A 25,165-nucleotide genomic window follows, 5' to 3' on the forward strand; every position below is an offset into this window, starting at 1 on the left:
ACGGAGGCCCGCCTGTGCTCATAGTCTTGATTGCACTGTTCGCGGTCGCCATGGTGGCCCCCCTTATTTTCCGTGTGATGGATCGCAGCGGCTTTCTGGTGCTGGCTGCGGTTCCGGCGGCGGGGTTCATCTGGCTTTGCGCCCAGCTGCCGCACATTCTTGACTCCGAAGAACTGCTTGCCGCAGGATCCGGGGCCGACGGCGCGGGGGACCCGCTGGTCCAGACCTTCGACTGGCTGCCGTCCCTGGGAGTGCAGCTCAGCTTCCGGATGGACACCCTGGCTGCGTTCATGGGGCTCATCGTGCTCGGCGTGGGCGCGCTGGTGCTCGTCTACTGTGCCCGGTATTTCTCCGCGGGCGACCCCAAACTCGGCTCCTTCGGCGCGGTGCTGCTGGCTTTCGCCGGTGCCATGTTCGGGCTGGTGACCACCGATGACCTGCTGATTCTCTACATCTTCTGGGAGATCACCTCGGTGCTCTCCTTCCTGCTGATCGGCCACGCCGGTCACCGCATATTCGCCCGCCGTTCCGCGCTGACCGCGCTGGTGGTCACCACCTTCGGCGGCCTGGCCATGCTGATTGGCCTGCTCATGCTGGGCGAAGCCGCCGGAACCTACCGCATCTCCGACATCGTGCTGGCTGCCCCCGAGATGCTCACCGGGCCCTACGCAGGGGCGTTCATGGGCTGGGCCATCGCGCTGGTGCTCATCGGCGCGCTCACCAAATCGGCCCAGGTCCCCTTCCACTTCTGGCTCCCGGCCGCCATGGCCGCCCCCACCCCGGTGTCTGCGTACCTGCACGCCGCCGCGATGGTGAAAGCCGGCATCTACCTGGTGGCCCGCCTGGCCCCGGGCTTCGCCGAAATGGCCACCTGGCAGGGACTCGTGCTCGGCGTCGGCATGTGGACTATGCTCGTCGGCGGCTGGCGGGCCCTGCGCCAAACCGACATTAAGTTGGTGCTCGCCTACGGAACCGTCTCCCAGCTGGGCTTCCTGATGATCGCCAATGGTTTCGGCTACCGCGACGCCGCTATGGCCGGACTCGCCATGCTGTTGGCGCACTCACTGTTCAAGGCGCCGCTGTTCATGATCGTCGGCACCATCGACAAGAAAGCCGGCACCCGCGACCTCACCAAGCTTTCCGGACTGTGGCGCAGCCAGCCGTGGCTGTTTGCCTGCGCGCTCGTCGGCGCTGCCTCGATGGCGGGCATTCCGCCGCTGTTCGGCTTCATGGCCAAAGAGTCTGTGCTGGAACAGGCGCTCCACTGGGCCGAGGTGAACACCGGCGCTATCGGGGACTCCTTCTGGCACGCCGCCTGGATGTGGGCCCCGCTGGTGGCCATCGTCATCGGTTCGGTGTTCACCGTGGCCTACACGGCGCGCTTCATCTGGGGCGGTTTTGCCACCAAACCGGCCGCACTGGACCCCGACGTCGACGTCGCCACCCTGGCCCCGAACCAGAAAATGCCCGATACCGAGCTCAGCCGCACCGTGTCCTGGCTGGGACTCAGCCCCGTGCTGCTGCTCTCACTGGCCTGCCTGGTGCTGCCGTTCGTGCCCGAATGGACCGGCGCGCTACCCACCGCGTTCGGCGCCACCGCCGCGCCTCTCCAGCCCGACGACGAGCCCGCTTACCTGGCGCTCTGGCACGGGTTCAATGTGCCACTGCTGCTGTCCGGGGTGATGCTGGTCCTCGGCCTGGGTGCCTTCCTGCTGCGCGACAGGGTATCCGCAGCCCAGGACCAGGTGCCCACCTGGTTCGACGCCGCCCGGGCATACCGCACCTTCATGGGCAAGCTCGATGCGTTCGGGGTGTGGGTCACCGGGCGCACCCAGCGCGGTGAGCTCAGCTTCTACCTGTTCATCATTCTCGGCGTCACCGTGGGCGGCCCGCTGATCGCGATGCTGTTCCCCTGGCACGACGACGAAGGCGCCGTGACGCTGAGCAACGTCGCATTCTTTGCCGACTGGCAACTCACCGCCAGCCCAGCGCTGATCGTGGTGGTGCTGGCCATGATCACCGCCACCTTCACCGCGATGGTGGCCCGCAAACGCTTCATGACCATCATGCTGGTCTCCGTGACGGGGTACGGGCTGGCCGCGATTTTCGCACTCCAGGGCGCCCCTGACCTGGCGCTGACCCAACTGCTCGTCGAGTCCATCATCCTGGTGGCCATGGTGCTCGGATTGCGCGTGCTGCCGTCCCGCGTGGAGGGTGCCCGCGGGCGCAACGACCGCTGGGCCCGCGCCTTGCTCGCCGTCAGCTTCGGCCTGGTGATGATGTGGGTCGCTGCCACCGTGATGGCTTCCCGGGTGGCGGATCCGATTTCGCTGGACATGCCGCAACTCGCGTATGACATCGGCGGCGGATCTAACGTCGTCAACGTGATCCTGGTAGACATCCGCGCCTGGGATACTTTCGGCGAAATCACCGTGCTCGCCGCGGCCGCCACGGGCGTGGCCTCGCTGGTGTTCATCCAGCAGCGCGACCGCCGCCGCCGGCAGCTTGGCGACATCGCTGATGGTTCCGTGGGTCGGGTGCGCGTCCCCGAAAAGGGCATCGCCAAGAACGAACTGGACACCATGCGCCGCTTCGCTACGGTGGAGCGCGACGCATGGCTGGTCGCCGGGCGCACTCTGGCGCCGGAACGCCGCTCGATCATCTTCGAGGTGGTCACCCGGCTGATCTTCCACGCCGTCATCGTGCTCTCCATCTACCTGCTGCTTGCCGGGCACAACACCCCCGGCGGCGGTTTCGCGGGCGGACTCATCGCCGGACTCGCCCTCACCATCCGCTACCTGGCGGGGGGCCGCTATGAGCTCGAACAAGCACTCCCGGTTCCGGCAGGTGTGGTGTTGGGCTCGGGGCTGGCCATTGCGGCGATTTCGGGCGCGGTGCCGCTGATCTTCGGAGGCCAGGTCTTCCAGTCCTATGATCTGGAAGCCACGCTGCCCCTCTTCGGCTACATCCACCCGGTGTCCTCCGTGGCGTTCGACGTCGGTGTCTACCTCGTCGTCGTGGGACTCGTGGTGGACGTGCTGCGCTCGCTGGGCTCCGAAGTGGACCGCCGTGCCGAGGCCGATACCCGCAGCCACGGTGAGGCCGAACGACGTCGCCGCCAGGCCCGCCGCAACGCCGCCGCAGCCCAGAGCGCCTCAGCACCGACCTCGCCCCCGTCCGCTCCGGCCCCGTCCGGCCCCAGTGAAGGGAACAGCCGATGACCTTGACCGCTGTGTTGATCCTGGCCATGGGCGTGCTGTTCACCGGCGCGATCTACTTGATCCTGGAGCGTACCCTGACCCGAGTGCTGCTCGGACTGGTGCTGTTCACCAATGGCACGAACCTGCTCATCGTGCTGATGGCCGGAGACGCCGGGCTCGCCCCGCTGGTGCGCAACGGGGTCTCCCCGGACGAGTACTTCGACCCGCTGCCGCAGGCGCTGACGCTGACCGCCATCGTCATCTCCTTCGCCACCACCTCCTTCCTGCTCGCGATGATCTATCGCTCCTGGAAGCTCGCCCGCCGCGATGAAGTCCAGGCAGACACCGAAGACCTCAAGGTGGCCGAGCAGCCCTCCTTCGACGCCGAAGAGGATGCCGAACTGCACGAAGAGGACTCCGAGTTCATCACCGACGCCGAAGACCCGAACGCCCATTACGAGCACGCGACCGAAGCCTCCCCGAAGGCCCCCGCCCGGACGCAGCACACTGACCGGGCACACCGCTCCACCCAGGGGGACGACGTACGATGACCGATTTCCACTTCGTGTCCCTGGCCCCGCTGGCCATCATCATGCCGATCTTCGGCGCAGCCGCGGCGTTCATGATGGTGCGCCGTCCCAAGGCCCAGATCGCGGTCACCGTCACCGCGATCGTGCTCACCCTGATCCTCGATATCGCCCTGCTGGCCCACGTCTGGGACACCGGCGCCGTCGCAGTCTTCCTTGGTGGCTGGGAGGCGCCGATCGGCATCACCCTGGTGGTCGACCGGTTCTCCGCGCTGATGCTGGTGATCTCCTCGGCGATCGTGCTTGCGGTGCTGCTCTACGCCTCGGCGCAGGGCGTGGCCGAATCCGATGGGGGCGGGCCCGTCTCGATCTTCCACCCCACCTACCTGATTCTGGTGGCTGGGGTGTCCAACGCGTTTTTGGCCGGAGACCTGTTCAACCTCTACGTCGGGTTCGAGATTCTGCTGACCGCATCCTATGTGCTGCTCACCCTGGGCGGAACCGGGCCCCGTGTGCGCGCCGGCGTCACCTATGTGGTGGTCTCCGTGGTCTCCTCCATCGTGTTCTTGATCGCTATCGCGATGATCTACGGGGCCACCGGCACCGTGAACATGGCGGACCTGGCGATCAAACTGGCCGAGCTGAACCCGGCGCTGCAACAGGTGCTGCACATCATGCTGTTGGTCGGATTCGGCATCAAGGCTGCGGTGTTCCCGTTGTCCTTCTGGCTGCCCGACTCCTACCCGACCGCGCCGGCCCCGGTCACCGCTGTCTTCGCCGGACTGCTCACTAAGGTCGGCGTCTACGCGCTGGTCCGCACCGAGACCCTGCTGTTCCCCGGCGACCGGGTGAACACCCTGTTGATGATCGTGGCCCTACTGACCATGATCGTCGGTATTCTGGGCGCGCTCGCGCAGACCGACATCAAACGTGTGCTGTCCTTCACCCTGGTCTCGCACATCGGCTACATGATATTCGGGCTCGGCCTGTCCAATGTGGTCGGTCTGGGGGCCACGATCTTCTACGTGGTTCACCACATCACGTTGCAAACCTCACTGTTCCTGGTGACCGGACTCATCGAATTCCGGGCCGGCACCGCCTCCACCACTCGGCTGGGCTCCATGCTGAAGCTCTCCCCGCTGATCGCGGTGCTCTACCTGATCCCGGCGTTGAACCTGGGCGGCATCCCGCCGTTCTCCGGGTTCCTGGGCAAGCTCGGACTCATGCAGGCGGGCGTGGGCCAGGGCAGCGGGCTGGCGATGCTGCTCGTCGTCGGTTCCGTGGTGACTTCGCTGCTCACCCTGCTGGTGATGATGCGCATCTGGGCCCGCGTGTTCTGGCGCAAGGTCGAAGACGTCGAAGACCCGCCCTCGCGCCTGGTCGAGGAGCTCGAGCGCGTCGAGACCGGACGCCGACCGCTGCGCACCACCAACGCCGGACTGGCGCTGCCCACCATGGGGCTGGTCGGCCTCGGCGTCGCCCTCACCGTGGTGGCCGGTCCGCTCTACGACCTCTCCGATCAAGCCGCCGAGGACATGCTGGTCCGCACCCCCTACATTGAAGCGGTGCTCGGCGCAGAGGCGGCCTCCCAGGGCTCCCTCGACCTGGAAGTTCTCACCGACTACGGCATCGAGATGCCCGCGGACTCCAGCGACTCGCCCGGTGAGTTCCGCTCCGTGGGGGACTCCAACGGCCACAACTCTTCGGAATCCGACGACGAGACGGGAGGCCAGCCGTGAGCGACACCACCGAATCCAGTGCGGCACCGCGCTACCGCCACACCATTGAAGACCAGATCTCCCTGTGGAGCCAGTGGCCCACCGTCATCGGCCTGACCCTGCTGTGGTGCGCCCTATGGCAGGATTTCCGCCCCGGCACCCTGCTGATCGGCCTCGTCGTCGCCCTCTTCGTCCTCTGGGCGTTCCGGCTGCCGCGCGTACCCTTCCCGGGCCGGATCAACCTCTGGTACACCGTCGTGTTCACCGTGGTGTTCCTGTGGAAGATCGTACTCGCCTCCATCGACGTCGCCCGGGACGCCATCGTGAAGGGCCCCAACATCATCAACTCGGTGGTCGCAGTGCGGCTGCGCAGCCACGACGACCTGATTGTCACCGCCGTCGGTCATGCGCTCGCTCTGATCCCGGGGTCGCTGGTGATCGACGTCGACCGGCCCTCCTCCACGCTGTACCTGCACGTGCTCGACGCCGAAAACCAGGAACAGGTGGATGCCTTCCGTCAAGAGTCGCTGTCGATTGAGGCACGGATTATCCGCGCCATCGGCTCCCGCGAGGATTACGCCCTGGTGCGTGCCGAAGATCAGGCCGGCGACGGCGTGATCCGCCGCCATCTGGAGAACACCGCGTCCGACACTGGGTCCGACGCCGGGGCAGACGCCGTATCCGAGGCTGAGAAGGGAGACCGCGCATGATGATCGCCGAATGGGGCCTGCTGAACTGGGCCGCCGCCATCTGCCTGGTGTTCCTCACCATCGGTCTGATCGGTGCGGTCTACCGCATTGTGCGCGGGCCCTCCATCCTGGACCGCGCCATCGCCACCGACGTCCTGCTGATCACCTTGTCCAGCGGCCTCGTCGTCGCCATGGTGCTGCTGGACACCACCGACTACATCATCTTCGTGGTGGTCGCCTCCGTCATCGGGTTCGTGGGGTCGGTGACGCTGGCGCGCTACACGGTGGACGCCGTCCCCGAAGTCAAACGCCATATGGAAGACGCCGAACACACCGACCATGAGCACCAGGCAGGCCGCTCTTCGGTGACCGGGCGCAACGCCGAGGAGACCCTGGGCGAGACCGGTGCGGTAGCGGGAATGACCGGCAGCGTGGACGCCCCGGATTCCCCAGAGGGTACGTTGCACGGTGCCGACCACCGGGGTGCCGAGCGCGCGCAGCGAGAGGAGAACGACCGTGGCTGATATTGGGATCCTGCAGGCCGCCGATGGGTGGGACGTCGCCGCCGCCGTGCTCATCATCGCCGGCACCGCCCTGTCCGCCGTGGCGGGTATCGGTCTGCTCCGCTTCCCGGATGTGCTCTCGCGCATGCACGCGGCCACTAAGCCGCAGGTGCTCGGGTTGCTTCTCGTGCTGATCGGACTCGCCTGCGTGTGGCAGGCTTGGGTGTGGCTGCCGATCCTCGTGGTGGCCTGGGCGTTGCAGCTCATCACCGCCCCGGTCTCGGCGCACCTGGTCGGCCGCGCAGCCTACCGGACCAAGCACCTCAAACCCGAATACCTCTACACCGACGAGCTGTTCGACGTCGTGGTCAGCCAGGAAGAAACGGATGTGACGACGGCGCCCAAGCCGCCCCGGGCCGAACGCCCGCACCCGCGCCCGGCGAAGGTAGCCAAACCGGCTAAGCCCGCAAAATAAGCGAGCTCGGCGAGCGGATCAGACCTCGAGGCGGCCGAGCTTGGCGGCTCGGCGATCCTGGAAGGTCACGATCGCCTTCGCCGCACCGCGCTGCGACGCCACCCGGATCAGCGCGGAAATACCCGCAGTAATGGTGGCGAACACGACGGCGCGCACCAGCGACTGATCTGCGTCGTCAACGTCTTTCGGAGCATCCTCACCGGTGAACGCCTTCCAGCCGGCCTCCACGACCTTCGTCCCGATGTAGCCTCCCGCCAGTGAGATCCCGGTGGTCAGCAGCTTGTCGGCCAGGTTGTTCATGAATGCCCCTTCACAGGTTGGCCGGTTCCTCCACACGTACGACAGCACACGGGCCGGAACCGGGGGTGATCGTTCTGGTCTCCACCTTAGACGCCGAGGCCCGCACAGCAGAACCTGTGCGGGCCTCGGTGTCTTACGCGAACTGAGTCAACCGTGGAGCATCACGTCCGGTCGGTGCTCACCACCTCGACCTGCTGCGGATCGGCACCGGCCAATCCGGGGTGGTCGCGCTCCAGCTCCGCCCCTTCGACGTCGACGTTGGGCATGATCTTGTCCAGCCACTTCGGCAGCCACCACGCGGAGTTGCCCAGCAGATGCATCAGCGCCGGCATCAGCACCATACGCACCACGAACGCGTCCAGCAGCACACCGAAGGCCAGACCGAAGCCCATCGGCCGGATCATCGCGTCATGGGCGAAGATAAACCCTCCGAATACCGAGATCATGATGATGGCGGCCGCGGCCACCACAGCGCGTCCGGCACGGAAGCCCTCCTGCACCGCCAGCCGTGCCGGCGAACCGTGGGCGTAGGCCTCGCGCATTCCGGAGGCAATGAACAGCTGATAGTCCATCGCCAGCCCGAAAAGCACACCGATCATGATGGTCGGCAGGAAACTGAGCACCGGACCGGGGGAGTGCACCCCGAAGATCTCGCCCAGCCAGCCCCACTGGTAGATCGCGACCACACCGCCCATCGCGGCAAACACGGAGAGCACGAACCCGCCCGTGGCGATCAGCGGCACCAGGATGGAGCGGAATACCAGCACCATGATGATCAGCGAGAGCCCGACGACGACGCCGAGGTAGGTCGGCAACGCATCCGAGAGCGCCTCCGACACATCGATAAAGCCTGAGGTCATGCCCGCCACCGACAGGTGGGTGGACTCGGTGTCCGGGGTGGTGTCCCGCAGGGTATGGATCAGTTCCTCGGTGGAGACCGCGTTCGGGCCCTCCTCCGGGATTACCTGGAACATCGCGATGGTCTCGTCGTCGTTCACTGCTGCGGGCACGACGGCGGCCACATGGTCCAGCTCGCTGAGCTGCTCACCGATCGTTGCTTGTTCGGACAGAATCGCGTTTTCGTCGCCCGCGGCCTCCTCGGGCAGGTCCACGGTGACCACCAGCGGGCCGTTGCGTCCCTCACCGAAGGCCTCCGCAGTGGCCACGTACGACTGGTACGACGCCGAATCCTCGGGCTCGGAGGAGCCGTCGGGCAGGCCGAGCCGCATGTCGAAGAACGGCAGCGCGATGACCGCCAGCAGGGCCACGGTCCCCAGGGTGGTCAGCACGGCGCGCGCCGTCGACATGGGCTTGACCTCAACCTGCTCGCGTTGAATAGCCTTCTTGGTGGCGGCAGAGTATGCAGTGTGTTCGCCGGAGGAGGTGCGCTCGGCCAACACCTTGCGCTCGGTGCGGGACAGCGCCCGGTGCCCGATCCAACCCAACAGCGCCGGAGTCAGGGTGATGGCGACCAACACGGCGATGGCAACGCAAGCAGCGCCCACGGTGCCCATCAAACCCAGGAACGGAATCCCGGTGATGTTCAGCGCGGCCAGGGCGATCACCACGGTGGTGCCGGCGAACACGACGGCGTTGCCGGAGGTACCGTTGGCCAGCCCGGCCGATTCCAGCACCGAGAGCCCCGACTTCAGCTGGCGGCGGTGCCGGTTCACAATGAACAGCGCGTAGTCGATACCGACGGCGAGGCCGAGCATGATGCCCAGCACCGGCGTCACCGACATCATCTCCACCGCGGAGGAGAACGCCAGCGCACCCACGGCGCCCACGCCCACACCGATCAGCGCGTTGAGCAACGGCAGCCCGGCGGTGACGAAGGTGCCGAGCATGATCACCAGCACGATGGCGGCGACGATCAGACCGATCACCTCACCCACCCCGATGATCTGCGGCATGGACTGCGAGATGGCCTGGCTCGGCAGGATCTCCACGCCCTCGATATCCGCCTCATCCAGGGCGGCCGTCAGGGCGTCACTGGTGTCAGAATCGACGTCGGTGGAGGCGGCCGTGAACATCACGGTGCCCTCGGCGGTGGAACCGTCCTCAGAGACGAGGGAGTAATCCCCGGTGAGCGCCAGTATGCGTTCGCCCAGGTCAAGGGCTTCCTCACCCTCGGCCGCGTCGGTGAGGCCCTGCTCGAGGGCCTCTTCCTGTTCCGCGATCTCCGCGCGGGAGGACTCGATGTCCTCGCGTCCGGCGTCGAGCTGTTGTTGCTGCTGGTCGAACTGGGCCATGGCCGCCTCCGGCATGCCCGCGGCTTCCGCCTGAGCGCGTCCGGCGTCGAGCTGTTCCTGGCCGGCGTCGAGTTCTGCCTCAGCGGCATCCAGCTGCGCGGTGGCTTGCTCCAGTTGCTCGCGCCCGGATTCGGCTTGCTCCCGGCCCTGCTCCACCTGATCGCGGCCATCGGCCAGCTCCTGGCGCTGATTCTCCAGCTCCGCCTCGGTGGCGAACGGGGACACCGTGGAGTCGATGCCCTCCATCGCTGAGACCTCGTCCAGCAGCGCGTCGATCTGGTCGCGCTGATCGTCAGTGAACTCGGAACCGTCCTCAGTCTGGAAGATGATGCCGCCGCTGCCTTTGGACGCGTCCGGGAATTCCTCGGCCAACCGGTCCGTGACCTGCGCCGTCGGGGTGTTGGGAATGGTCACGGTGGAGGAAAGCGTCCCACCAAAGGCCAAGAAGCCGCCGACAGCGAGTCCCAGGGCGACCAGCCAGGAAACAAGGGCGACCCAGGGGCGCTTCGCGGAGGCGAATCCGAGTCGATAGAGCAGTTTGGCCATGATGTCCTTCACAGTGTGGTCGGTGATGGTCGGTGCATCGGCGTGAGTGCGCGGGCGTGACTGGGCAGTAAAACACAGTGACGCCGCACTCAGCGTACTATAGTGGACGCACCGTCTCGAAATGTGCGAGCGGTGACACAATAGCGACACGACGACGCAACTGAGCCGCCAGCCAGCTGTCAACCCAGCCCCCAGCCCAGCCACTAACCCAGCCACTAACCCAGCCACCAGGAGCAGATGTGAGGAAAAACACGCGGGGCCGACCGCGCAGCCGTGCCTCCCAGGAGGCAGTGTTGCGTGCGGCGGTCGAACTGCTCGAAGAGCAGGGCTTTACCGCGATGACGATGGAAGGCATCGCCGCCCGGGCCGAAGTCTCCAAACAGACGGTGTACCGGTGGTGGAGCTCCAAGTCGGAAGTCGTCGTCGAGGCCCTGTCTACCGGGTATTTTCCGGGCGGTTTGCCGGTCATGCAGCACAGCGGTGACGGCCGCGATGACCTGCGCGCCGACCTGCGTGCCTGGCTCGACGCCATGCGCGAATCCATCGCCTGCGAGGCTGACGCCTCCCTGACTCAGGCCGTGCTCGTGGCGCTGGCCGGGGGCAGTGAACGCTCCGCGGCCGTCCACGAATGGTTGGTGATGCCAATGCGCGAGGCGCTGGAGCAGCGGTTCATCGCCCATGATCAGCGTCACCCCGGCACCCTGGCCGGCCCGCCGGAGTTCCTAGCCGAACTGCTGGCCGGTTCGCTGCTGCTGCGCCTGATGTTTGCCGAACCGACGTCGAGCCAGTGGGCCGATCAGCTCGTGGACTTCGTCAGCCCGGCCCCGTTGCGCGCCCCCTAGAATGAGAGGGTGATCTCCCCGTTCGATGACCTGACCGCCCTGGTGGCCCTGCCTGCCTGGGTGACGGTGCTGATCTGGACGATCGACATCATCATCCGGCTCGCCTTGCTGGGCATCGTGCCCGGAAATCGTCGTCCCTCCGTCGCCATGGCCTGGCTGCTGGTCATCTTCATCATGCCCCTGCCCGGGTTGTTGCTGTTCCTGTTGCTGGGCACCGTCCGGCTCGGGGGTCAACGCCGAGCCCGCCAAGACGCCGTCACCGATGAGCTCACCCGCGCCACCCGCCACCTGGAACTGCCGCACCAGCTGGGCGAGGCGCCCGAATACGTGGAGGCATCGGCGAATCTGACCCGCGCGCTCACCGGATTCCCGATGCTCGACGGCAATCGCTTCGAAATGGTCACCGACTACCGCGAGTGCCTGGCCCGCATGGCCGCGGACATCGACCAGGCCACCGACTACGTGCACGTGATGTTTTACATCATGGCGGTGGATCCGGAGGGGCGGAAAGGTTACGCCGACGTCGTGATTGAGGCCATGGAGCGGGCCCAGCAGCGCGGCGTGAAGGTGCGGCTGCTGTTCGACCACATCGCGTCCCTGCGGGTGAAAGGCTACCGGAAAATGCTGCGCCGGTTGCGCGGTTGCGGCATCGAATTCCACCTGGCCATGCCCTTCCAGCCTTGGCGCGGGAGGTACCAGCGCCCGGATCTGCGCAATCACCGCAAGATGCTCATTGTGGACGGCGAAGTGGCCTACACTGGCTCCCTCAACCTGATCGAGCCCGGGTACAAGCGCCCGTCGTCGTGGAACATGGGCCGCGAATGGGTCGACGTGATGGCCCGGGTCACCGGCCCCACAGTGGCCAGCCTGGACCTGGTGTTCGCCACCGACTGGTATTCAGAGACCGGGGAGCACCTGGATGAGGTGCTGCGTGGGGTCACCGATGAAGAATTTTACGACCATGAGGGGGCGATCGCCCAGGTGATCCCCTCGGGGCCGGGGTTCGCCACCGAAAATAACCTGCGCGCGTTCAACCACCTTTTCTACAACGCCGAGCAGTCCCTCACCGTGGTTTCGCCCTATCTGGTGCCCGACGATTCGATGCTCTACGCGCTCACCGGTGCCGCCCAGCGCGGGATCGACGTCGAGTTGATCGTCTGCCGCAAGGCCGACCAGTTCATGGTGCACCACGCCCAACAGTCCTACTACCGGCAGTTACTGCGCGCCGGCATCCGCATCTTCCGCTACCCCGACCCCGACGTGCTGCATTCGAAGCTGTTCACTATCGACGACGAAGTGGCGATGATCGGGTCCTCCAACATGGATATGCGCTCGTTCTCGTTGAACATGGAGGTCTCCGTGCTGGTGGCCGACGAGGACGTAGTCCGCGATGTCAACGAGATCATCCGCAGTTACCGTGATCAGTGTGAGGAGCTCACCCTGGAAGAGTGGCTGAAGCGGCCGCGCCACAAGCGCTGGCTGGACAATGTCTTCCGCCTCACCTCAGCCCTGCAGTAACGCCTCGATCCGCCGCACCAGCATGGCCACCGCCTCATCGCTGCCCGCATTCCGTTGTGGTTCTCCCGGATTCGTTTCGGGTCTGTCCGGTTTCGAATCTGGGGTGTCGCATGGTTCCGCGGTGTCGACGACGACGTCGTGCCCGGGCGCGCGCTGGCCGTTCCCCGTGCTGTCGTGGAAGAGCTGTTCCTCCTGGTCCGCCCACTGTTGCCAGTGCCCGCGGTAGGTGTCGCCGTCGCGCTGCAGAGCTCGGCGCTGGCGTAGCCTGTCCGGCGCCTCCACCCAGACGGCCAGATCCAGCCATCGGCGGGCCTCCGCGGCGGTCGCACCCACCCCTTCACACAGCACAATGTCCCCGCTCGGCAAAGTCACTGCGGGACCGAGGGCACCACCAACACCGGCCCCGGGGTCCCGCGCGTACCAATCCCAGCGTCGATACTGAACCGGGCGCCCGGACGTCAGCTGCGGCAAGATGGAGTGGGCGTATTGCTTGACGCCGGCGGCCAGCCCGTCCCATCCGGGGTAGATCTCATCGAGTGAGAAGACGACGACGACGTGGCCGCGCTCCTGGAGTCGGTGGCGCAGCCGGGCAACGAGCTGAGTTTTCCCCGCCCCGGAGCGACCATCGACGCCGATGAGCAGGGGGCGACGCGCAACAGACATGGGCACCATGCTAGCTCCCGGCTACGTTTCGGGTACGGCAATGGCCCCGTTCAGTGAACGGGGCCATTGCTTCATCGTCCGCGGTGTGAGTGCGGTCGATGCGCTGAGCGCGTGTTATCGGAAGGCTCAGGCCTCCACATGGGAGAGCTCGCCACCGGCGTCGGTGATGAACGAGCGCAGGAACCACTGGAACAGTTCCAGAGCGCGAGTCTGCTCGATCAGGATGTCCTCGGCGATCGGGTCCACCTTGCCTACTTCGGCAATCGCGTTACGGTGATCGGCGATGACGTCGGTGTAGACCTTGTCTAGTGCCGAGATGTGAGCCAGCGTGGAGGCGCGACCCAGAGCGTAGTCATCCCAGGTGCGATCGGTGACGATAGCGCCGGGGGTTCCCTTCGGGGAGACGCCCATGGTGGCGATGCGCTCGGCGGTGGTGTCTGCGAAATCGCGGACACGATCCACCTCAGGGTCCAGCATTTCATGCACGGAGATGAAATCGCGGCCGACCACGTTCCAGTGAGCGTGCTTCAGGGTCAGTTGCAGGTCGTTCAGTGCGTGAAGTCGGTTCTGCAGAACGTCGGCGACACGACGGCCGTCTTCGAGATCTAGTCCAGGTACGGTGTAGCTTGCGTTGTCAGCCATGATCATTCCTTCCACGAGGGTGCGAATTGAAAGGTGACGCTGAGTCGAATATCGGATGAACTATTCAACTTTCATCTCCTTACGCATCTAATTCAAGCACCCCACCTCAGGCCCCGCAAGCAATAGGAGCCTATCCTAACTGTATTTTGAGTGGATCAAAATAACACCCGGATCCGGCTGTTTGCCTAGGCTCTCCTAACTCTCTGAACGGCGGTGATGCTGTCGAATTTGAGATTGGGTTGGCGTTGGAATGCTGATTCTTCACTTCGAAGATTGCGCGGGGTCGTTCAGCTATTGGTGTGCCAAAGATCGTTGCGCCGTGGAGTTTGATTGAGGTCGACGTAGCTGGCTGGTGTGAACCAGGGTGTGCCGTCCTTGATGGTGATCGTCCAGCGACCGTCATGGGTCGCTCGGTGGCACCCGGGGCAGAGTAGGACGAGATTGTCGAGGTCGGTCTCTCCACCATCGACCCAGGGGGTGACGTGGTGTGGCTGGCACCATGCGGCGGTCATGGTACATCCGGGCGCGGCGCAACCCCGATCGCGTGCTTGAAGTGCGGTGCGCTGTGCCTCGGTGGCGTTGCGCAAATGTCGGCCCTGGTCAAGCACGGCGTTTTTGCCGTCCATCACGACGGGCAGGATTTCGGCATCACAAGCTAGGTGTCGAATATTTCGCGGATTGATGTGGCCGCTGAATAGCGCGGTGGACACCGGTGGTCCTTGCGAGGCCAGGTGAGGGTCGCCCCGCGTCGTCTCTGGATCTGCTGTCAATGACCGATGCAGGGTGGCGTAGTCCATCAGGATGGTCAGTCTGGGCAATACGCCATTAGACCGCGGAAGCAGGTGTGTGCCGGAGAGTGACGAAATTCCGTGGTGCAGTGCCGTGAAAACGGCCTCGAGCTGCAATGCTTCTTTGACTCGGCGCGTCATTCGAACCGCAGCGGGGTGATCGACATGGCCCATTTCGGGCAGGTGTGACTCGTCGAGCGGATCGAAGGGCAGATTCTCGGCAGGATCGGTGAGGTCAGGCAAGGGCAATGTGTGCTGTCCAAGTCGTTGATCTGCATCATCGGCGGATGGTTGAGGTGGTCTCGGCACTCCAGATGGGGTGGGCTCTTCGGGTGATGCTGGCTCTGTCGACGGGGAGGGCAGCGGAGGCAGATCAGTGCGATTCGTCGAATTATCGCTGACGGGATCCGCTGACGAGGGGTTGGCGCCGGCAGGATCGTTGGTGTCGGCGTCGTCGGGCTGGATGAGATCTTCTGGGTCCAGGCCGTGCTCTTCGAGGAAGGCTTCAAAGAGGCTGGTGAGGGCTTGGGCCCGTTTCTGCGCGTGGCGGGAGCGGGGATTGGTGGCGGCTGAGGTGGCTGCAAGGAGCATCTCGTGCTGGATCTGCGTCAGGCGCATTCCCCAGTGGTAGAGGTCGTCCTCGGCGTTGTACCCCTTATAGGACAGTCCCTGCTTCTCATGCGGTGCATCGGAGTCTGGCGGGACGCCGTCCTGGTCCAAGCTGGTTTTGGTGGAGGTCTCCCACTGGTCACAGAGCTTGCGCAGCCCATCGGCGTGCAGCGTGCGCGAACGGTTGGCCAGCAGGCGCTCGCCGTCAGCAAGGGCGGATTCTGCGGTGGCAGGGTCGACCTTGCACTGTTGGGCGTACTTCTCGACATTGCGCATGGCCTTGAGGACCAGGGTCGCGTTGTCGACGTGCAGGGTGCCGTCGTGAATGCTTGCCGAAAGGTGGGTGTAGCGAGCCGGGCGCCGGTGGCCGTTGGGTTCCTTGGGTCCGGGGCAGACTTTCTCAGCGACTTCGGTCCAGGCGCGGATCTGCGTGCGGGTGCGGCCGGTGAGGTCGCGTAGGTATGCGGCGGAGTCGCGGAAGGAGCGCCGCCCGGCCGGGACTCCCAGCAGCTCGTAGCGTTCCATGGAGCGGTCGAAGACCTGGTCCACGGTGGCTGCCATGGAGGTGAGGGCGCTTTCCAGTAGCTGACCGGCGGTGGAGGTGCGCTGCAGGAGGGCTGGCAACCAAGCCGTGGCGTGGCGTGAAGAGTTTGGCGCGGCCGCGGAGGAATTGAGGCGGTCCGACTCGGGGGCGTGGCGTACGCCGTGCTCGTTTGACTCGATAGACGTGGGGGCGGGTTCCTCCAGTGAGGCGGACCAGAGGGTAGACCAATCCTGGTCGCCGTCCGGGGCGGCCTCCATGAGGTTGAGGTGGGTGTAGACCTCGGATGAGGGTGCGGTGAGGAGCTGCTGGGACAAGTCCGCGCTGAGGGCCACAAGGACGACGGTCTTCTGCTCGAGCGTCAGATCGTTGAGCCCTAGTGATTCGGCAAAGTCTCGTGCCGCCCGGATTTCTTCTTCCCGCATGGACTGCTGGGCGTCTCCGGCGGCGGAGAGATGCTCCTCGAAGAGGTTCTCCGATTCTTCGAGCGGGTGCGGCGGGCGAATCGGCTTCGTCGTCGTGTCCGTCATGACGTTCTCCTCTCCTTGCTCTGCTGCTGATTTATGACTGGTACGCAAGTTCTACGACTAGTTTGCCCGGCGGTGCAGGACCCTGAGGGAAGAGGGGTTGAATCTCTGGATGAAGGGCGTGTGTCATGGGTCTGTGGAGGAGTCGGATCAGGGGTGGCTTTCGAGGAATGTGCGCCGTCGGGAATGAACTTCGCGGGGTCGTGGTTATACTCATCGACACAAAGTTGAGTCAGTGCGACTCAGGTTTCTTGACACAGGGTTTTCCGACGTGGCATGTTGAGTCATGAACGCTCAAGGTGCCGCAGCCGGTAGGCCCGCGGAGTCCATTGCCTGAGCGTGCGGACTATCGAAGCAGTGAAAGGAAACATCGCTATGTCACGTGCAGTGGGTATCGACCTCGGAACCACCAACTCCGTCGTCTCTGTTCTTGAAGGCGGCGACCCGACCGTCATCGCCAATGCTGAAGGTTCGCGCACTACCCCGTCGGTGGTGGCCTTCTCCAAGGGTGGCGAGGTGCTCGTCGGCGACATCGCCAAGCGCCAGGCCGTCAACAACCCGGAGCGCACCATCGCCTCGGTCAAGCGCCACATGGGCACCGACTGGACCACCGAAGTGGACGGCAAGACATACACCGCGCAGGAGATCTCCGCGCGCACGCTGATGAAGCTGAAGCACGATGCCGAGGAGTATCTGGGCGAGAAGGTGACCGAAGCCGTCATCACCGTTCCCGCGTACTTCAACGACGCCGAGCGTCAGGCTACCAAGGAGGCTGGCGAGATTGCTGGCCTGAAGGTGTCCCGCATCATCAACGAGCCCACTGCGGCAGCCCTGGCCTACGGTCTGGAACGCGGTAAGGAAGACGAGCTGATCCTCGTGTTCGACCTCGGCGGCGGTACCTTCGACGTATCCCTGCTGGAAGTCGGTAAGGACGAGGACGACTTCTCCACCATTCAGGTGCGCGCCACGGCCGGTGACAACCGTCTCGGTGGCGACGACTGGGACGAGGCCATCGTGAACTGGCTGCTGGCCCAGGCCAAGTCCAAGGGTGCGGACCTATCCAACGACAAGATCGCCCTGCAGCGCCTGAAGGAGGCCGCCGAGCAGGCCAAGAAGGAACTGTCCTCGGCCACCTCGACCAACATCTCGCTGCAGTACCTCTCGGTGACCGCCGATGGTCCGGTGCACCTGGACGAGCATCTCTCCCGCGCCAAGTTCCAGGACCTGACCAAGGACCTGCTGGAGCGCACCAAGAAGCCGTTCAACGACGTGATCAAGGAAGCCGGCGTGTCCGTCTCCGATATCGACCACGTGGTGCTGGTCGGCGGTTCGACCCGTATGCCCGCCGTCGCCGAGCTGGTCACCTCGCTCACCGGTGGCAAGGAGCCGAACAAGGGTGTGAATCCGGACGAGGTCGTCGCTGTTGGTGCTGCTATTCAGGCCGGCGTGCTGGCCGGTGAGCGCAAGGACGTGCTGCTCATCGACGTCACCCCGCTGTCACTGGGTATCGAAACCAAGGGTGGCGTGATGACCAAGCTGATCGAGCGCAACACCGCGATCCCGACCAAGCGTTCGGAGACCTTCACCACCGCCGAGGACAACCAGCCCTCCGTGTCGATCCAGGTGTTCCAGGGCGAGCGCGAGTTCACCCGGGACAACAAGCCGCTGGGTACCTTCGAGCTGACCGGTATTGCTCCGGCTCCGCGCGGTATGCCCCAGGTGGAGGTCACCTTCGACATCGACGCCAACGGTATTGTCCACGTGTCCGCAAAGGACAAGGGCACCGGCACCGAGCAGTCGATGACCATTACCGGTGGCACCTCGCTGTCGGAGGAGGACATCGATCGCATGGTGAAGGACGCCGAGGCTCACGCGGAAGAGGACAAGAAGCGCCGTGAGGCTGCCGAGCGCCGCAACGCCGCCGAGCAGTCCGCTTACTCCGTCGACAAGCTACTCCAGGACAACGACGAGAAGTTGCCCGAGGAGATCAAGACCGAGGTGCAGGCTGACGTTGACGCGCTGAAGGCAGCCCTGGAGAAGCAGGACAACGACGACGAGGTGCAGGCGGCTTATGAGAAGCTGCAGGCCTCTCAGGTCAAGATCGGTGAGGCCCTCTACGCTTCGGAGTCCGCTGAGGGTGCCGAGGGCGCTGAGGCCGGTGCGAACGCGGATGAGGACATCGTCGACGCCGAGGTTGTGGACGAGGACGACGACTCCAAGAAGTGACCGACGCCACCGGCTCGTGAGAGCGAGCCGCGCTCGGCGCGTACCGAGTAAGGATCCGGTTTCTGGGCCGGCCGTGCCCCGGAGATGGGGTGCGGCCGGCCCGGCCGGTATCAGCACCCATGACCAGCCCAGACCAGACAGCGCCAGTTCAGACAGCGCCAGATCAGACAGTGCCTGACAGGAGAGACCATGACGAACGAACCACATGAGCACCGTGACGGTGCCAACGACGCCCAGGAACCGCGCGAGGACGTGCGCTTCACCGACAAGCGCCGGATCGACCCGGAAACCGGGAAGCGCCGCGATCAGCCGGGCCAGCCCGGTGAGGCAAGCCAGGAAGACGGCGCGGATGCGGTGAGCCAGGCGGAGCAGATCCTCCAGGATGCGGCCGCGGCGGAGGACGCCGATGCTGGTGCAGGGGAATCCGAGGGCGCGGAGGCGTCAGGCGCCGTCGTCGATGAGCTGCGCAGAGACCTGCAGCGGCTCCAGGCCGAATTTGTGAATTACCGGCGTCGCGTGGACCGGGACCGCAGCGTGGCCAAGGAGGAGGCGGTGAACTCGATGCTCGAGTCGCTGTTGCCGGTGCTGGACGATATCGATGCCGCACGCACCGCCGGGGACCTCACGGACGGGCCGTTTGCCGCCATCGCGAAGAAGCTGGAGCAGGTGCTGACCGGTTATGGGCTGGAGCGCCAAGACCAAGAGGCACTGGCCGGGGCCGAGTTCAACCCCGCCCAGCACGAGGCGATGCTGCGTCAGCCGTCGGAGGAGGTGCCCGAGGAGCACATTATTCAGGTGTTCCGTAACGGGTACGTCCGCGGCGAGCGGGTGTTGCGTGCCGCCCAGGTGATGGTCTCGGCCGGAGCGAATTGAGGTTGCTGAGCAGGTGCCGAACCAGCGCCTGCCGAACAGCTGAGCACACGAGAGAGGAAGGGAGGCACCATGGCCTCACAGGATTGGGTGGACAAGGATTTTTACGCCACCCTCGGTGTCTCTAAGGACGCCTCGGACGCCGATATCAAGAAGGCCTACCGCAAACTGGCCCGGAAGTACCACCCGGACCAGAATATTGGGGATGAGGCCGCGGAGAAGAAGTTCAAGGAGATCTCGGAGGCGAACGCGGTGCTCTCCGATCCGGAGGAGCGCCAGCAGTACGACGCGATTCGCGCCATGGGCTCGGGCGCACGCTTCACCGGGCCCGGACCTGGCGGACCCGCCGGTGGTGCCGGGGGCGGAGGTTTCGAGGACGTTTTCGGTGACTTGTTTACCGGCGGCCGCGGCCCCCGCGCCGGAGGCGGTCAGCGCGGGGGACCGGATCTCTCCGATCTGTTCGGGGGCTTCGGTGGCTTCGGCGGGGGCGACTACAACCCACCACCGCAGAAGGGTCCCGATCGGACGGCGACGACGACGATCTCCTTTGGCGGGGCGATGCGCGGCACCACCGTGTCGCTGCGCGCGGCTGACGGCGAGATGATCGAGGTGCGCATCCCAGCCGGCATTAAAGATGGCCAGAAGGTGCGCGCCCGCGGCAAGGGCTCCCACGGTACTGCTGGTCGCGGGGACCTGATCGTGACGGTGAAGGTGCGTGAGCACCCGTTCTTCCGCCGAGAGGGTAACAACCTGCGGATCACGGTGCCGGTGAGCTTCGCGGAGGCGGCACTGGGCGCCACCATTGAGGTACCAACCCTGGAGGATCCGGTGCGGATGAAGGTGCCGGCCGGTTCGTCGTCGGGCAAGGTGCTGCGATTGAAGAACCGCGGCGTACCCGGGAAGAAGGGGCCCGGTGACCTGCTCGTGGAGCTGCAGGTGGCCGTGCCCAAGACTCTCAGCGACGAGGCTCGCGCGGCGGTGGAAGCGCTGGCCGAGGCGACGTCGAGCTTCGATCCGCGTGAGGGACTGGCAGCGAAAGCCAGAGTGTGATGGTGGCTTTCGAATCCCGCGGTTTCAGCGACGCCAGCACACCGATTTTCGTGATTTCGGTGGCGGCGGAGCTGGCCGATATGCACCCGCAGACTCTGCGCCAGTACGACCGACTCGGGCTGGTGGTGCCGCAGCGTCAGGGTGGCGGGCAGCGGCGGTATTCACGCGCGGATCTGCACCGGTTGCGCCGGATTCAGGTGCTCTCCCGCGAGGGGGTCTCCCTGGAAGGGATCCGTCGGATTGTGGAACTAGAGGGCGAGGTAGATCAGTTGCGCCAGACGGTGGCGCACCTGATGGACCAGGTGAACTTGTTGCACGACCAGGGTCGGTTCTCGCGCACCTTCACGGCCGGGACCACCGGGGACGTGACCACCCGGTTCACCACCCCCGGCGAGGGATCGGCTGGTCGGGCCGGCACCACTGGCTCCGCCGCAGAGCGGGAGCGCGAACGGGCCGCTGCTGAGGCGGTCCGCCGCCGGGGACGTCCGGCACTGGCCCTGGAACCGGGGGCTGGGGTTCCGAAGGTGCGGACGTGGCGGCGGACGGGCTGATTCACCGCAGCGCCGTCGCACTGAGGGCGCTACGCGCGGAGATGGCCGTGCGCGAGACTCTGCCTGAACGACGACGGCGGGTGCTTGATGGCACCGTGCACGCGCTCAAGCCTGACTCGATGGACGCCGACTACGCCGCGCGCACCCTGATCGACTATGACTCGGCCACCCCGCACGTGGTGATCGCGGTGGGGGAGTTGCACGCGCCCACCCAGGTGACGTGGCAGATCGCGGGCATGGCGATGGGCCCGGCGCAGGCGGCGTGGGGTGCGGCGCGCGAAGCGGCGCAATTGCACCGGGAACAGCGGCATCTGGGGGCGGCTCGCCCGCTGGTGCTGAGCTGGCAGGGCTACCGCCCGCCGTCGCCGCTGGGGGTGCTCTCCTCGCGGATCGCCGCCCGGGCCGGGGAACGCCTGGCCGAGCACGTGTGGACGACGTCGCTGCTCTGGCAATGCACGGGCGCTGGGCGGGGTGCCGGAACCGCGCTCGACCCGTGGCGCAGCCTGGAGGCCCATTCGTACGGGGTGCCAGTGGCTGTGCGGGCGTTGGGACTGTTGGCGCTCTGGTCACGCACCCGGCTTGAGCGCACGGTGCCGTCGGCGGGCCGGATCGATGCGCTGGTGCTCTCCGGATCGGTGGGCGCGCCGCACCATTGGTGGGGCACGGTGTCGGCGCTGGCAGAACGGTCTGAACGTGGTCTCCACCGCGGCCCACAGGTCACGGAGATCCGTGCCCGCCGGGACCTGCTGGCACCGCTGGGTCGGGTGCTGTCCGGACGCCGTCGTGTGCCCGTGGACACTGCTCAGGGCGGTCAGATCGTGCAGGCGGGGTCTCCTGCGTCACCGGAATCCGGTCTGATCCCCGCCGTCGGGCATAACACCCATGGTGGGCGCGGCTACCGGGACCCGGGGACGGTCAGTCTGCGGGCCATCGCCGGCGCCACACAGAATTAAGCGGGCGTTCATGCGGGGGTGCGGTCCCGGCCAAACGGGGCTCTTAGGGTGACAGCTGTTGTGCTCACCGGCGTTCACTCGCCCTGTTGGAGAGAGGCCTCCATGGCTGTTCCCCTATCTGCTTCCACCCGAAACACCGTGATCGCGGGGCTCGCCGCGACCGCCGTCGGAGTGTCCGCGCTCGTCGGTATCCAAGCTGCGGCCAGTGCGTCGCTCACCGATGCACCGGTGATCAACGAGTTCGTCACCGATACCGCCGGGACCGATGTCCTCGAATTCGCGGAGATCCTGGTCCCCGAAAACTTTGACACCGCCGAACTGCACGTGGTGGGGATCGAGGGCGACGGCAACTCCAACCAGGGCAAGGCCGTGCATGTCTATCCGCTGGCGGACGTGGAGTTCGATGACGACGGACGCGGTGTGCTGACCGTGCCGGTGAATGGCTTCCAGAACGGTTCGCTCACCCTAGCGCTGGTGAACGGCGCCGTGGCGTCTAACACCCAGATGGACGCTGAGTTGGATGGTGTGCTGGACGACGCCGCGCTGGCCGATCGGGGCGTGGAGGTGCTCGACGTCGTGGGTCTGCACGACGGCGACTCTGGGGATCTGGCTTGGGGCACTGAGCTGTCCGCCTCCGACTTCGACGGGTACACGGGCACGCTCGGCGGTGCCTCCCGCGTTCCGGACGGTTCCGACACGTGGGTGCCCAACGCGTACAACGGCGCCGGACTGCCCGGCATTGACGCCGCACCGCGGGGCCAGTTTGAGGTGGCGAGCACCCCCGGTACGGCCAACGGCGAGGGCGCGGATACTCCAGAACCGGAGCCCACGGATGAGGCGACGGATGAGCCCACCACAGAGCCCACGGATGAGCCGAGCGAACCCGGTGCGGTCTGCGACGCCGACGTCACCCCGATCTCCGAGGTGCAGGGCGCCGGGGCCGCCACCCCGCTCAACGATCAGAATGTCACCGTGCGCGGGGTCGTCGTCGGCGACTTCTTCAACGCTTCGGGTGGCTCCAACGGTTTCTGGGTCCAAGAGCGCGACGAGACGGCGGACGATGATCTGGCCACCAGCGAAGCAGTGTTTGTGCACCACCCGAACGCCGAAGCACCCGAGCAGGGCACCCTGGTCACGGTGTCCGGCCGCGCCGGCGAGTATGACAACCAGACCCAGCTCTCCAACACCACCATGACCGAGTGCGGCACCGCCGAGCTGCCCGCCCCGGTCGAGATCAGCTTCCCGGTCGAGGAGGACTACGAGCACCTCGAAGGCATGCGGGTCACGATCCCCGAGGCCATCGTGCTGGAAACCTACCAGTTCGGTCGCTACGGCGAGATCGTCGTCGGGCCCGAGCGCCAATTCACCCCGACCGCGATCCACGCCCCGGAATCCGCGGAGGCCCAGGAACTCTACGAGTCGAACCAGGCGAACCGCATCACCATCGATGACCGCAATTCACTTCAGAACTACTACCCGGCCGAGCACCTCAACGGGGAGCCGTTCAGCAGCGAGAACTACTTCCGTGGCGGCGACACCTTCCGCGACCTCACCGGTGTGATGGACTTCCGCAACAGCGTCTGGAAGATTCAGCGCACCGAGGCTGCCGACTACGAGAACACCGTGCCGCGCGAGTCCGAGGTCCCTGACGTCGGCGGTGACGTGCAGGTCGCGGCGTTCAACGTACTCAATTACTTCACCACCTTCAATTCCCGCGGCGCGCAGGACGACGAAGAGTTCGAACGTCAGAAGGCGAAACTGGTTGCGGCGATCGGTGACCTTGGCTCCGACGTCGTCGGGTTGATGGAGATCGAAAACAACAACGACGTCGCACTGCGCGATCTCGTCGATGGCGTGAACAACTACGTGGGTGAGGACCGCTACGTGGCCCTGGAAACCGGACGCCTGGGCACCGATCAGATCACCACCGCCATGATGTACGACCCCGAGGCGGTCACCCCAGCCGGCGCGCACCAGGTGCTCGACGGCAGTGTGGACTCCCGCTTCAATACCTCACGCCACCGTCCGGCGCTGGCGCAGACCTTCACCGCGGCCGGGGAGACCGGGGAGCTCGGCGAGTTCACGGTGATCACCAACCACCTGAAGTCCAAGGGCTCCGAGTGCGGCTCCGAGGACAACAACACCCACCTGGTGGGCTCCTGCGACGCCGAGCGCACCGCCGCCGCCGAGGCCCTGGTGGACTGGGCGGTGGACGCCGAGCTGCCGAAGCCGGTGATCATGGGCGACCTGAACGCCTACGACCATGAGGCCCCGATCACCACCCTGACCGAGCGCGGCTACGTGGACCTGAAGAAGGAGTACGAGGGTGAAGAAGCCTACTCCTACGTGTTTGACGGCCAACTGGGCTACCTCGACTACGCGATGGCGCACGAGGACATCATGCCCTACATTTCGGGTGCGGCCTCCTGGCACACCAACTCGGACGAGATCTCGGTGCTGGACTACCAGACCCGGTTCCACACCGATCCCCGTCAGGACGACATCTATGCCCCCGATGTGTATCGCTCCTCGGACCACGACCCGGTGGTGTTCGGTCTGAACCTGGACGAGTCCGGCACCGAGCCAGGTGAGCCCGGTGAGCCCGGGGACGGCGATATCCCGGTCGAGGCCGAGATCCCCGGTCTGCCCGGTGATGACGACGACAACGCGCCCGGTTCGCTGGTACTCTCCATCGCTGACGGCACCGCCACCCTGGGCAACCAGCGCAACGCCGGTGACCGGCTGCGCGTGACCGGTGAACTGCCCGCCGTGTCCGTGACCGACACCCGTCGTACCGGCGCCGGCTGGGCCGTGGCCGGCCAGTCCTCCGACCTGAGCATCGCCGGGGACAGCGGCGAGTCCGTCACGGCTGACCACCTCGGCTGGGCCCCCTTCGTCACCGACACCACCAACAGCGCCACCCCGGGTGAGGTTTCCCGCGGCGTGCTCGTCGGCGGCGAGGGCCTGGCCGCCCCGGCCACCCTGGGCTCGGCCACCGAGGAGACCCGCCTGGGCACCTCGGACCTCGCGGCCGATCTGGTGCTTGAGGTTCCGGTCGACACCGAGGCCGGCACCTACACCGGTGCACTATCGGTCTCCCTGTTCCCGGTCGACTGACCAGACACCGCATCACCACCTGTTAACCACATCGGTCCCGCACCCCTCATCTGGGAGT

General features: G+C 65.9%; 19 protein-coding genes. 14 read left to right on the forward strand and 5 right to left on the reverse strand.

Annotated elements, in window-relative coordinates; translation table 11 throughout:
• Positions 1-14: 14 nt before the first annotated feature.
• The 6 genes from O1A05_RS06820 to mnhG are packed head-to-tail and all read left to right on the forward strand — an operon-like array spanning position 15 to position 7,112.
• The gene (locus O1A05_RS06820) at positions 15-3,221 is read left to right on the forward strand and encodes a Na+/H+ antiporter subunit A (protein ID WP_442867671.1); all 3,207 of its coding nucleotides are present in this window, start codon (positions 15-17) and stop codon (positions 3,219-3,221) included.
• Positions 3,218-3,751 carry a Na(+)/H(+) antiporter subunit C gene (locus O1A05_RS06825; protein ID WP_270107282.1) on the forward strand — a complete coding sequence of 178 codons (534 nt, stop codon included), beginning with the start codon at positions 3,218-3,220 and terminating at the stop codon, positions 3,749-3,751. Before O1A05_RS06820 ends, O1A05_RS06825 begins: the two co-directional genes overlap by 4 nt.
• Positions 3,748-5,466 (forward strand): Na+/H+ antiporter subunit D, encoded by a 1,719-nt coding sequence (locus O1A05_RS06830; protein ID WP_270107283.1) that lies wholly within the window; start codon positions 3,748-3,750, stop codon positions 5,464-5,466. Before O1A05_RS06825 ends, O1A05_RS06830 begins: the two co-directional genes overlap by 4 nt.
• The gene (locus O1A05_RS06835; protein WP_270107284.1) at positions 5,463-6,155 is read left to right on the forward strand and encodes a Na+/H+ antiporter subunit E; all 693 of its coding nucleotides are present in this window, start codon (positions 5,463-5,465) and stop codon (positions 6,153-6,155) included. The genes O1A05_RS06830 and O1A05_RS06835 overlap by 4 nt, the downstream gene beginning before the upstream one ends.
• Positions 6,152-6,658, forward strand: a complete 507-nt coding sequence (locus O1A05_RS06840; RefSeq protein ID WP_270107285.1) for a monovalent cation/H+ antiporter complex subunit F — start codon at positions 6,152-6,154, stop codon at positions 6,656-6,658. Before O1A05_RS06835 ends, O1A05_RS06840 begins: the two co-directional genes overlap by 4 nt.
• A complete protein-coding gene (mnhG, locus tag O1A05_RS06845; RefSeq protein WP_333482009.1) occupies positions 6,651-7,112 on the forward strand; it encodes a monovalent cation/H(+) antiporter subunit G in 462 nt (153 codons plus the stop codon). The genes O1A05_RS06840 and mnhG overlap by 8 nt, the downstream gene beginning before the upstream one ends.
• A gap of 18 nt (positions 7,113-7,130) precedes the next feature.
• Here mnhG and O1A05_RS06850 read toward each other — a convergent pair whose 3' ends face one another.
• Together O1A05_RS06850 and O1A05_RS06855 are read right to left on the reverse strand one after the other, a co-directional pair.
• Entirely contained in the window at positions 7,131-7,412 is a 282-nt protein-coding gene (locus O1A05_RS06850; RefSeq protein ID WP_270107286.1) for a DUF4235 domain-containing protein, read from the reverse strand.
• Positions 7,413-7,573: 161 nt separating this feature from the next.
• Positions 7,574-10,210, reverse strand: coding sequence for an MMPL family transporter (locus tag O1A05_RS06855; RefSeq protein WP_270107287.1), 2,637 nt, complete (start codon positions 10,208-10,210; stop codon positions 7,574-7,576).
• A gap of 239 nt (positions 10,211-10,449) precedes the next feature.
• On the opposite strand from O1A05_RS06855, the gene O1A05_RS06860 reads away from it, so the two are divergent.
• Positions 10,450-11,052: a TetR/AcrR family transcriptional regulator gene (locus tag O1A05_RS06860; RefSeq protein WP_270107288.1), complete on the forward strand. Its 603-nt coding sequence runs from the start codon at positions 10,450-10,452 to the stop codon at positions 11,050-11,052.
• A gap of 9 nt (positions 11,053-11,061) precedes the next feature.
• On the forward strand, positions 11,062-12,570 hold the full coding sequence (gene cls, locus O1A05_RS06865; protein WP_270107289.1) for a cardiolipin synthase: 1,509 nt from the start codon (positions 11,062-11,064) through the stop codon (positions 12,568-12,570).
• Here the strand turns inward: cls and O1A05_RS06870 are convergent.
• The 3 genes from O1A05_RS06870 to O1A05_RS06880 form a co-directional block, all read right to left on the reverse strand.
• Positions 12,556-13,233, reverse strand: a complete 678-nt coding sequence (locus O1A05_RS06870; protein WP_270107290.1) for a hypothetical protein — start codon at positions 13,231-13,233, stop codon at positions 12,556-12,558. The two genes, cls and O1A05_RS06870, sit on opposite strands and share 15 nt — an antisense overlap.
• Before the next feature lie 126 nt (positions 13,234-13,359).
• A complete protein-coding gene (locus O1A05_RS06875; protein ID WP_270107291.1) occupies positions 13,360-13,881 on the reverse strand; it encodes a Dps family protein in 522 nt (173 codons plus the stop codon).
• 281 nt (positions 13,882-14,162) lie between these two features.
• Complete coding sequence (locus tag O1A05_RS06880; protein WP_270107292.1) at positions 14,163-16,343, reverse strand: HNH endonuclease signature motif containing protein; 2,181 nt, start codon at positions 16,341-16,343, stop codon at positions 14,163-14,165.
• Positions 16,344-16,715: 372 nt separating this feature from the next.
• Between O1A05_RS06880 and dnaK the strand changes: the two genes are divergently transcribed.
• From dnaK to O1A05_RS06910, 6 genes are all read left to right on the forward strand, one after another.
• Positions 16,716-18,566 (forward strand): molecular chaperone DnaK, encoded by a 1,851-nt coding sequence (gene dnaK / locus O1A05_RS06885; protein WP_270107293.1) that lies wholly within the window; start codon positions 16,716-16,718, stop codon positions 18,564-18,566.
• Positions 18,567-18,755: 189 nt separating this feature from the next.
• Positions 18,756-19,439, forward strand: a complete 684-nt coding sequence (locus O1A05_RS06890; RefSeq protein WP_270107294.1) for a nucleotide exchange factor GrpE — start codon at positions 18,756-18,758, stop codon at positions 19,437-19,439.
• Between the two features lie 69 nt (positions 19,440-19,508).
• Positions 19,509-20,486 carry a DnaJ C-terminal domain-containing protein gene (locus O1A05_RS06895; RefSeq protein ID WP_270107295.1) on the forward strand — a complete coding sequence of 326 codons (978 nt, stop codon included), beginning with the start codon at positions 19,509-19,511 and terminating at the stop codon, positions 20,484-20,486.
• Positions 20,486-21,037: a heat shock protein transcriptional repressor HspR gene (locus tag O1A05_RS06900; RefSeq protein WP_270107296.1), complete on the forward strand. Its 552-nt coding sequence runs from the start codon at positions 20,486-20,488 to the stop codon at positions 21,035-21,037. The genes O1A05_RS06895 and O1A05_RS06900 overlap by 1 nt, the downstream gene beginning before the upstream one ends.
• A complete protein-coding gene (locus O1A05_RS06905; protein ID WP_270107297.1) occupies positions 21,019-21,990 on the forward strand; it encodes a hypothetical protein in 972 nt (323 codons plus the stop codon). Before O1A05_RS06900 ends, O1A05_RS06905 begins: the two co-directional genes overlap by 19 nt.
• 102 nt (positions 21,991-22,092) lie before the next feature.
• Entirely contained in the window at positions 22,093-25,107 is a 3,015-nt protein-coding gene (locus O1A05_RS06910; RefSeq protein WP_270107298.1) for an ExeM/NucH family extracellular endonuclease, read from the forward strand.
• Positions 25,108-25,165 lie beyond the last annotated feature (58 nt).

Source organism: Citricoccus sp. NR2 (assembly GCF_027594385.1).
In the GTDB taxonomy this organism is placed as follows: domain Bacteria; phylum Actinomycetota; class Actinomycetes; order Actinomycetales; family Micrococcaceae; genus CmP2.

Bases quoted from the DNA above. Each gene is read 5' to 3' on its own strand.
- O1A05_RS06825 (WP_270107282.1), top strand. From the start codon at position 3,218: ATGACCTTGACCGCTGTGTTGATCCTGGCCATGGGCGTGCTGTTCACC.
- O1A05_RS06830 (WP_270107283.1), top strand. From the start codon at position 3,748: ATGACCGATTTCCACTTCGTGTCCCTGGCCCCGCTGGCCATCATCATG.
- O1A05_RS06840 (WP_270107285.1), top strand. From the start codon at position 6,152: ATGATGATCGCCGAATGGGGCCTGCTGAACTGGGCCGCCGCCATCTGC.
- O1A05_RS06850 (WP_270107286.1), bottom strand. From the start codon at position 7,412: ATGAACAACCTGGCCGACAAGCTGCTGACCACCGGGATCTCACTGGCG.
- O1A05_RS06855 (WP_270107287.1), bottom strand. From the start codon at position 10,210: ATGGCCAAACTGCTCTATCGACTCGGATTCGCCTCCGCGAAGCGCCCC.
- O1A05_RS06870 (WP_270107290.1), bottom strand. From the start codon at position 13,233: ATGTCTGTTGCGCGTCGCCCCCTGCTCATCGGCGTCGATGGTCGCTCC.
- O1A05_RS06875 (WP_270107291.1), bottom strand. From the start codon at position 13,881: ATGATCATGGCTGACAACGCAAGCTACACCGTACCTGGACTAGATCTC.
- O1A05_RS06880 (WP_270107292.1), bottom strand. From the start codon at position 16,343: ATGACGGACACGACGACGAAGCCGATTCGCCCGCCGCACCCGCTCGAA.
- dnaK (WP_270107293.1), top strand. From the start codon at position 16,716: ATGTCACGTGCAGTGGGTATCGACCTCGGAACCACCAACTCCGTCGTC.
- O1A05_RS06890 (WP_270107294.1), top strand. From the start codon at position 18,756: ATGACGAACGAACCACATGAGCACCGTGACGGTGCCAACGACGCCCAG.
- O1A05_RS06895 (WP_270107295.1), top strand. From the start codon at position 19,509: ATGGCCTCACAGGATTGGGTGGACAAGGATTTTTACGCCACCCTCGGT.
- O1A05_RS06900 (WP_270107296.1), top strand. From the start codon at position 20,486: ATGGTGGCTTTCGAATCCCGCGGTTTCAGCGACGCCAGCACACCGATT.
- O1A05_RS06910 (WP_270107298.1), top strand. From the start codon at position 22,093: ATGGCTGTTCCCCTATCTGCTTCCACCCGAAACACCGTGATCGCGGGG.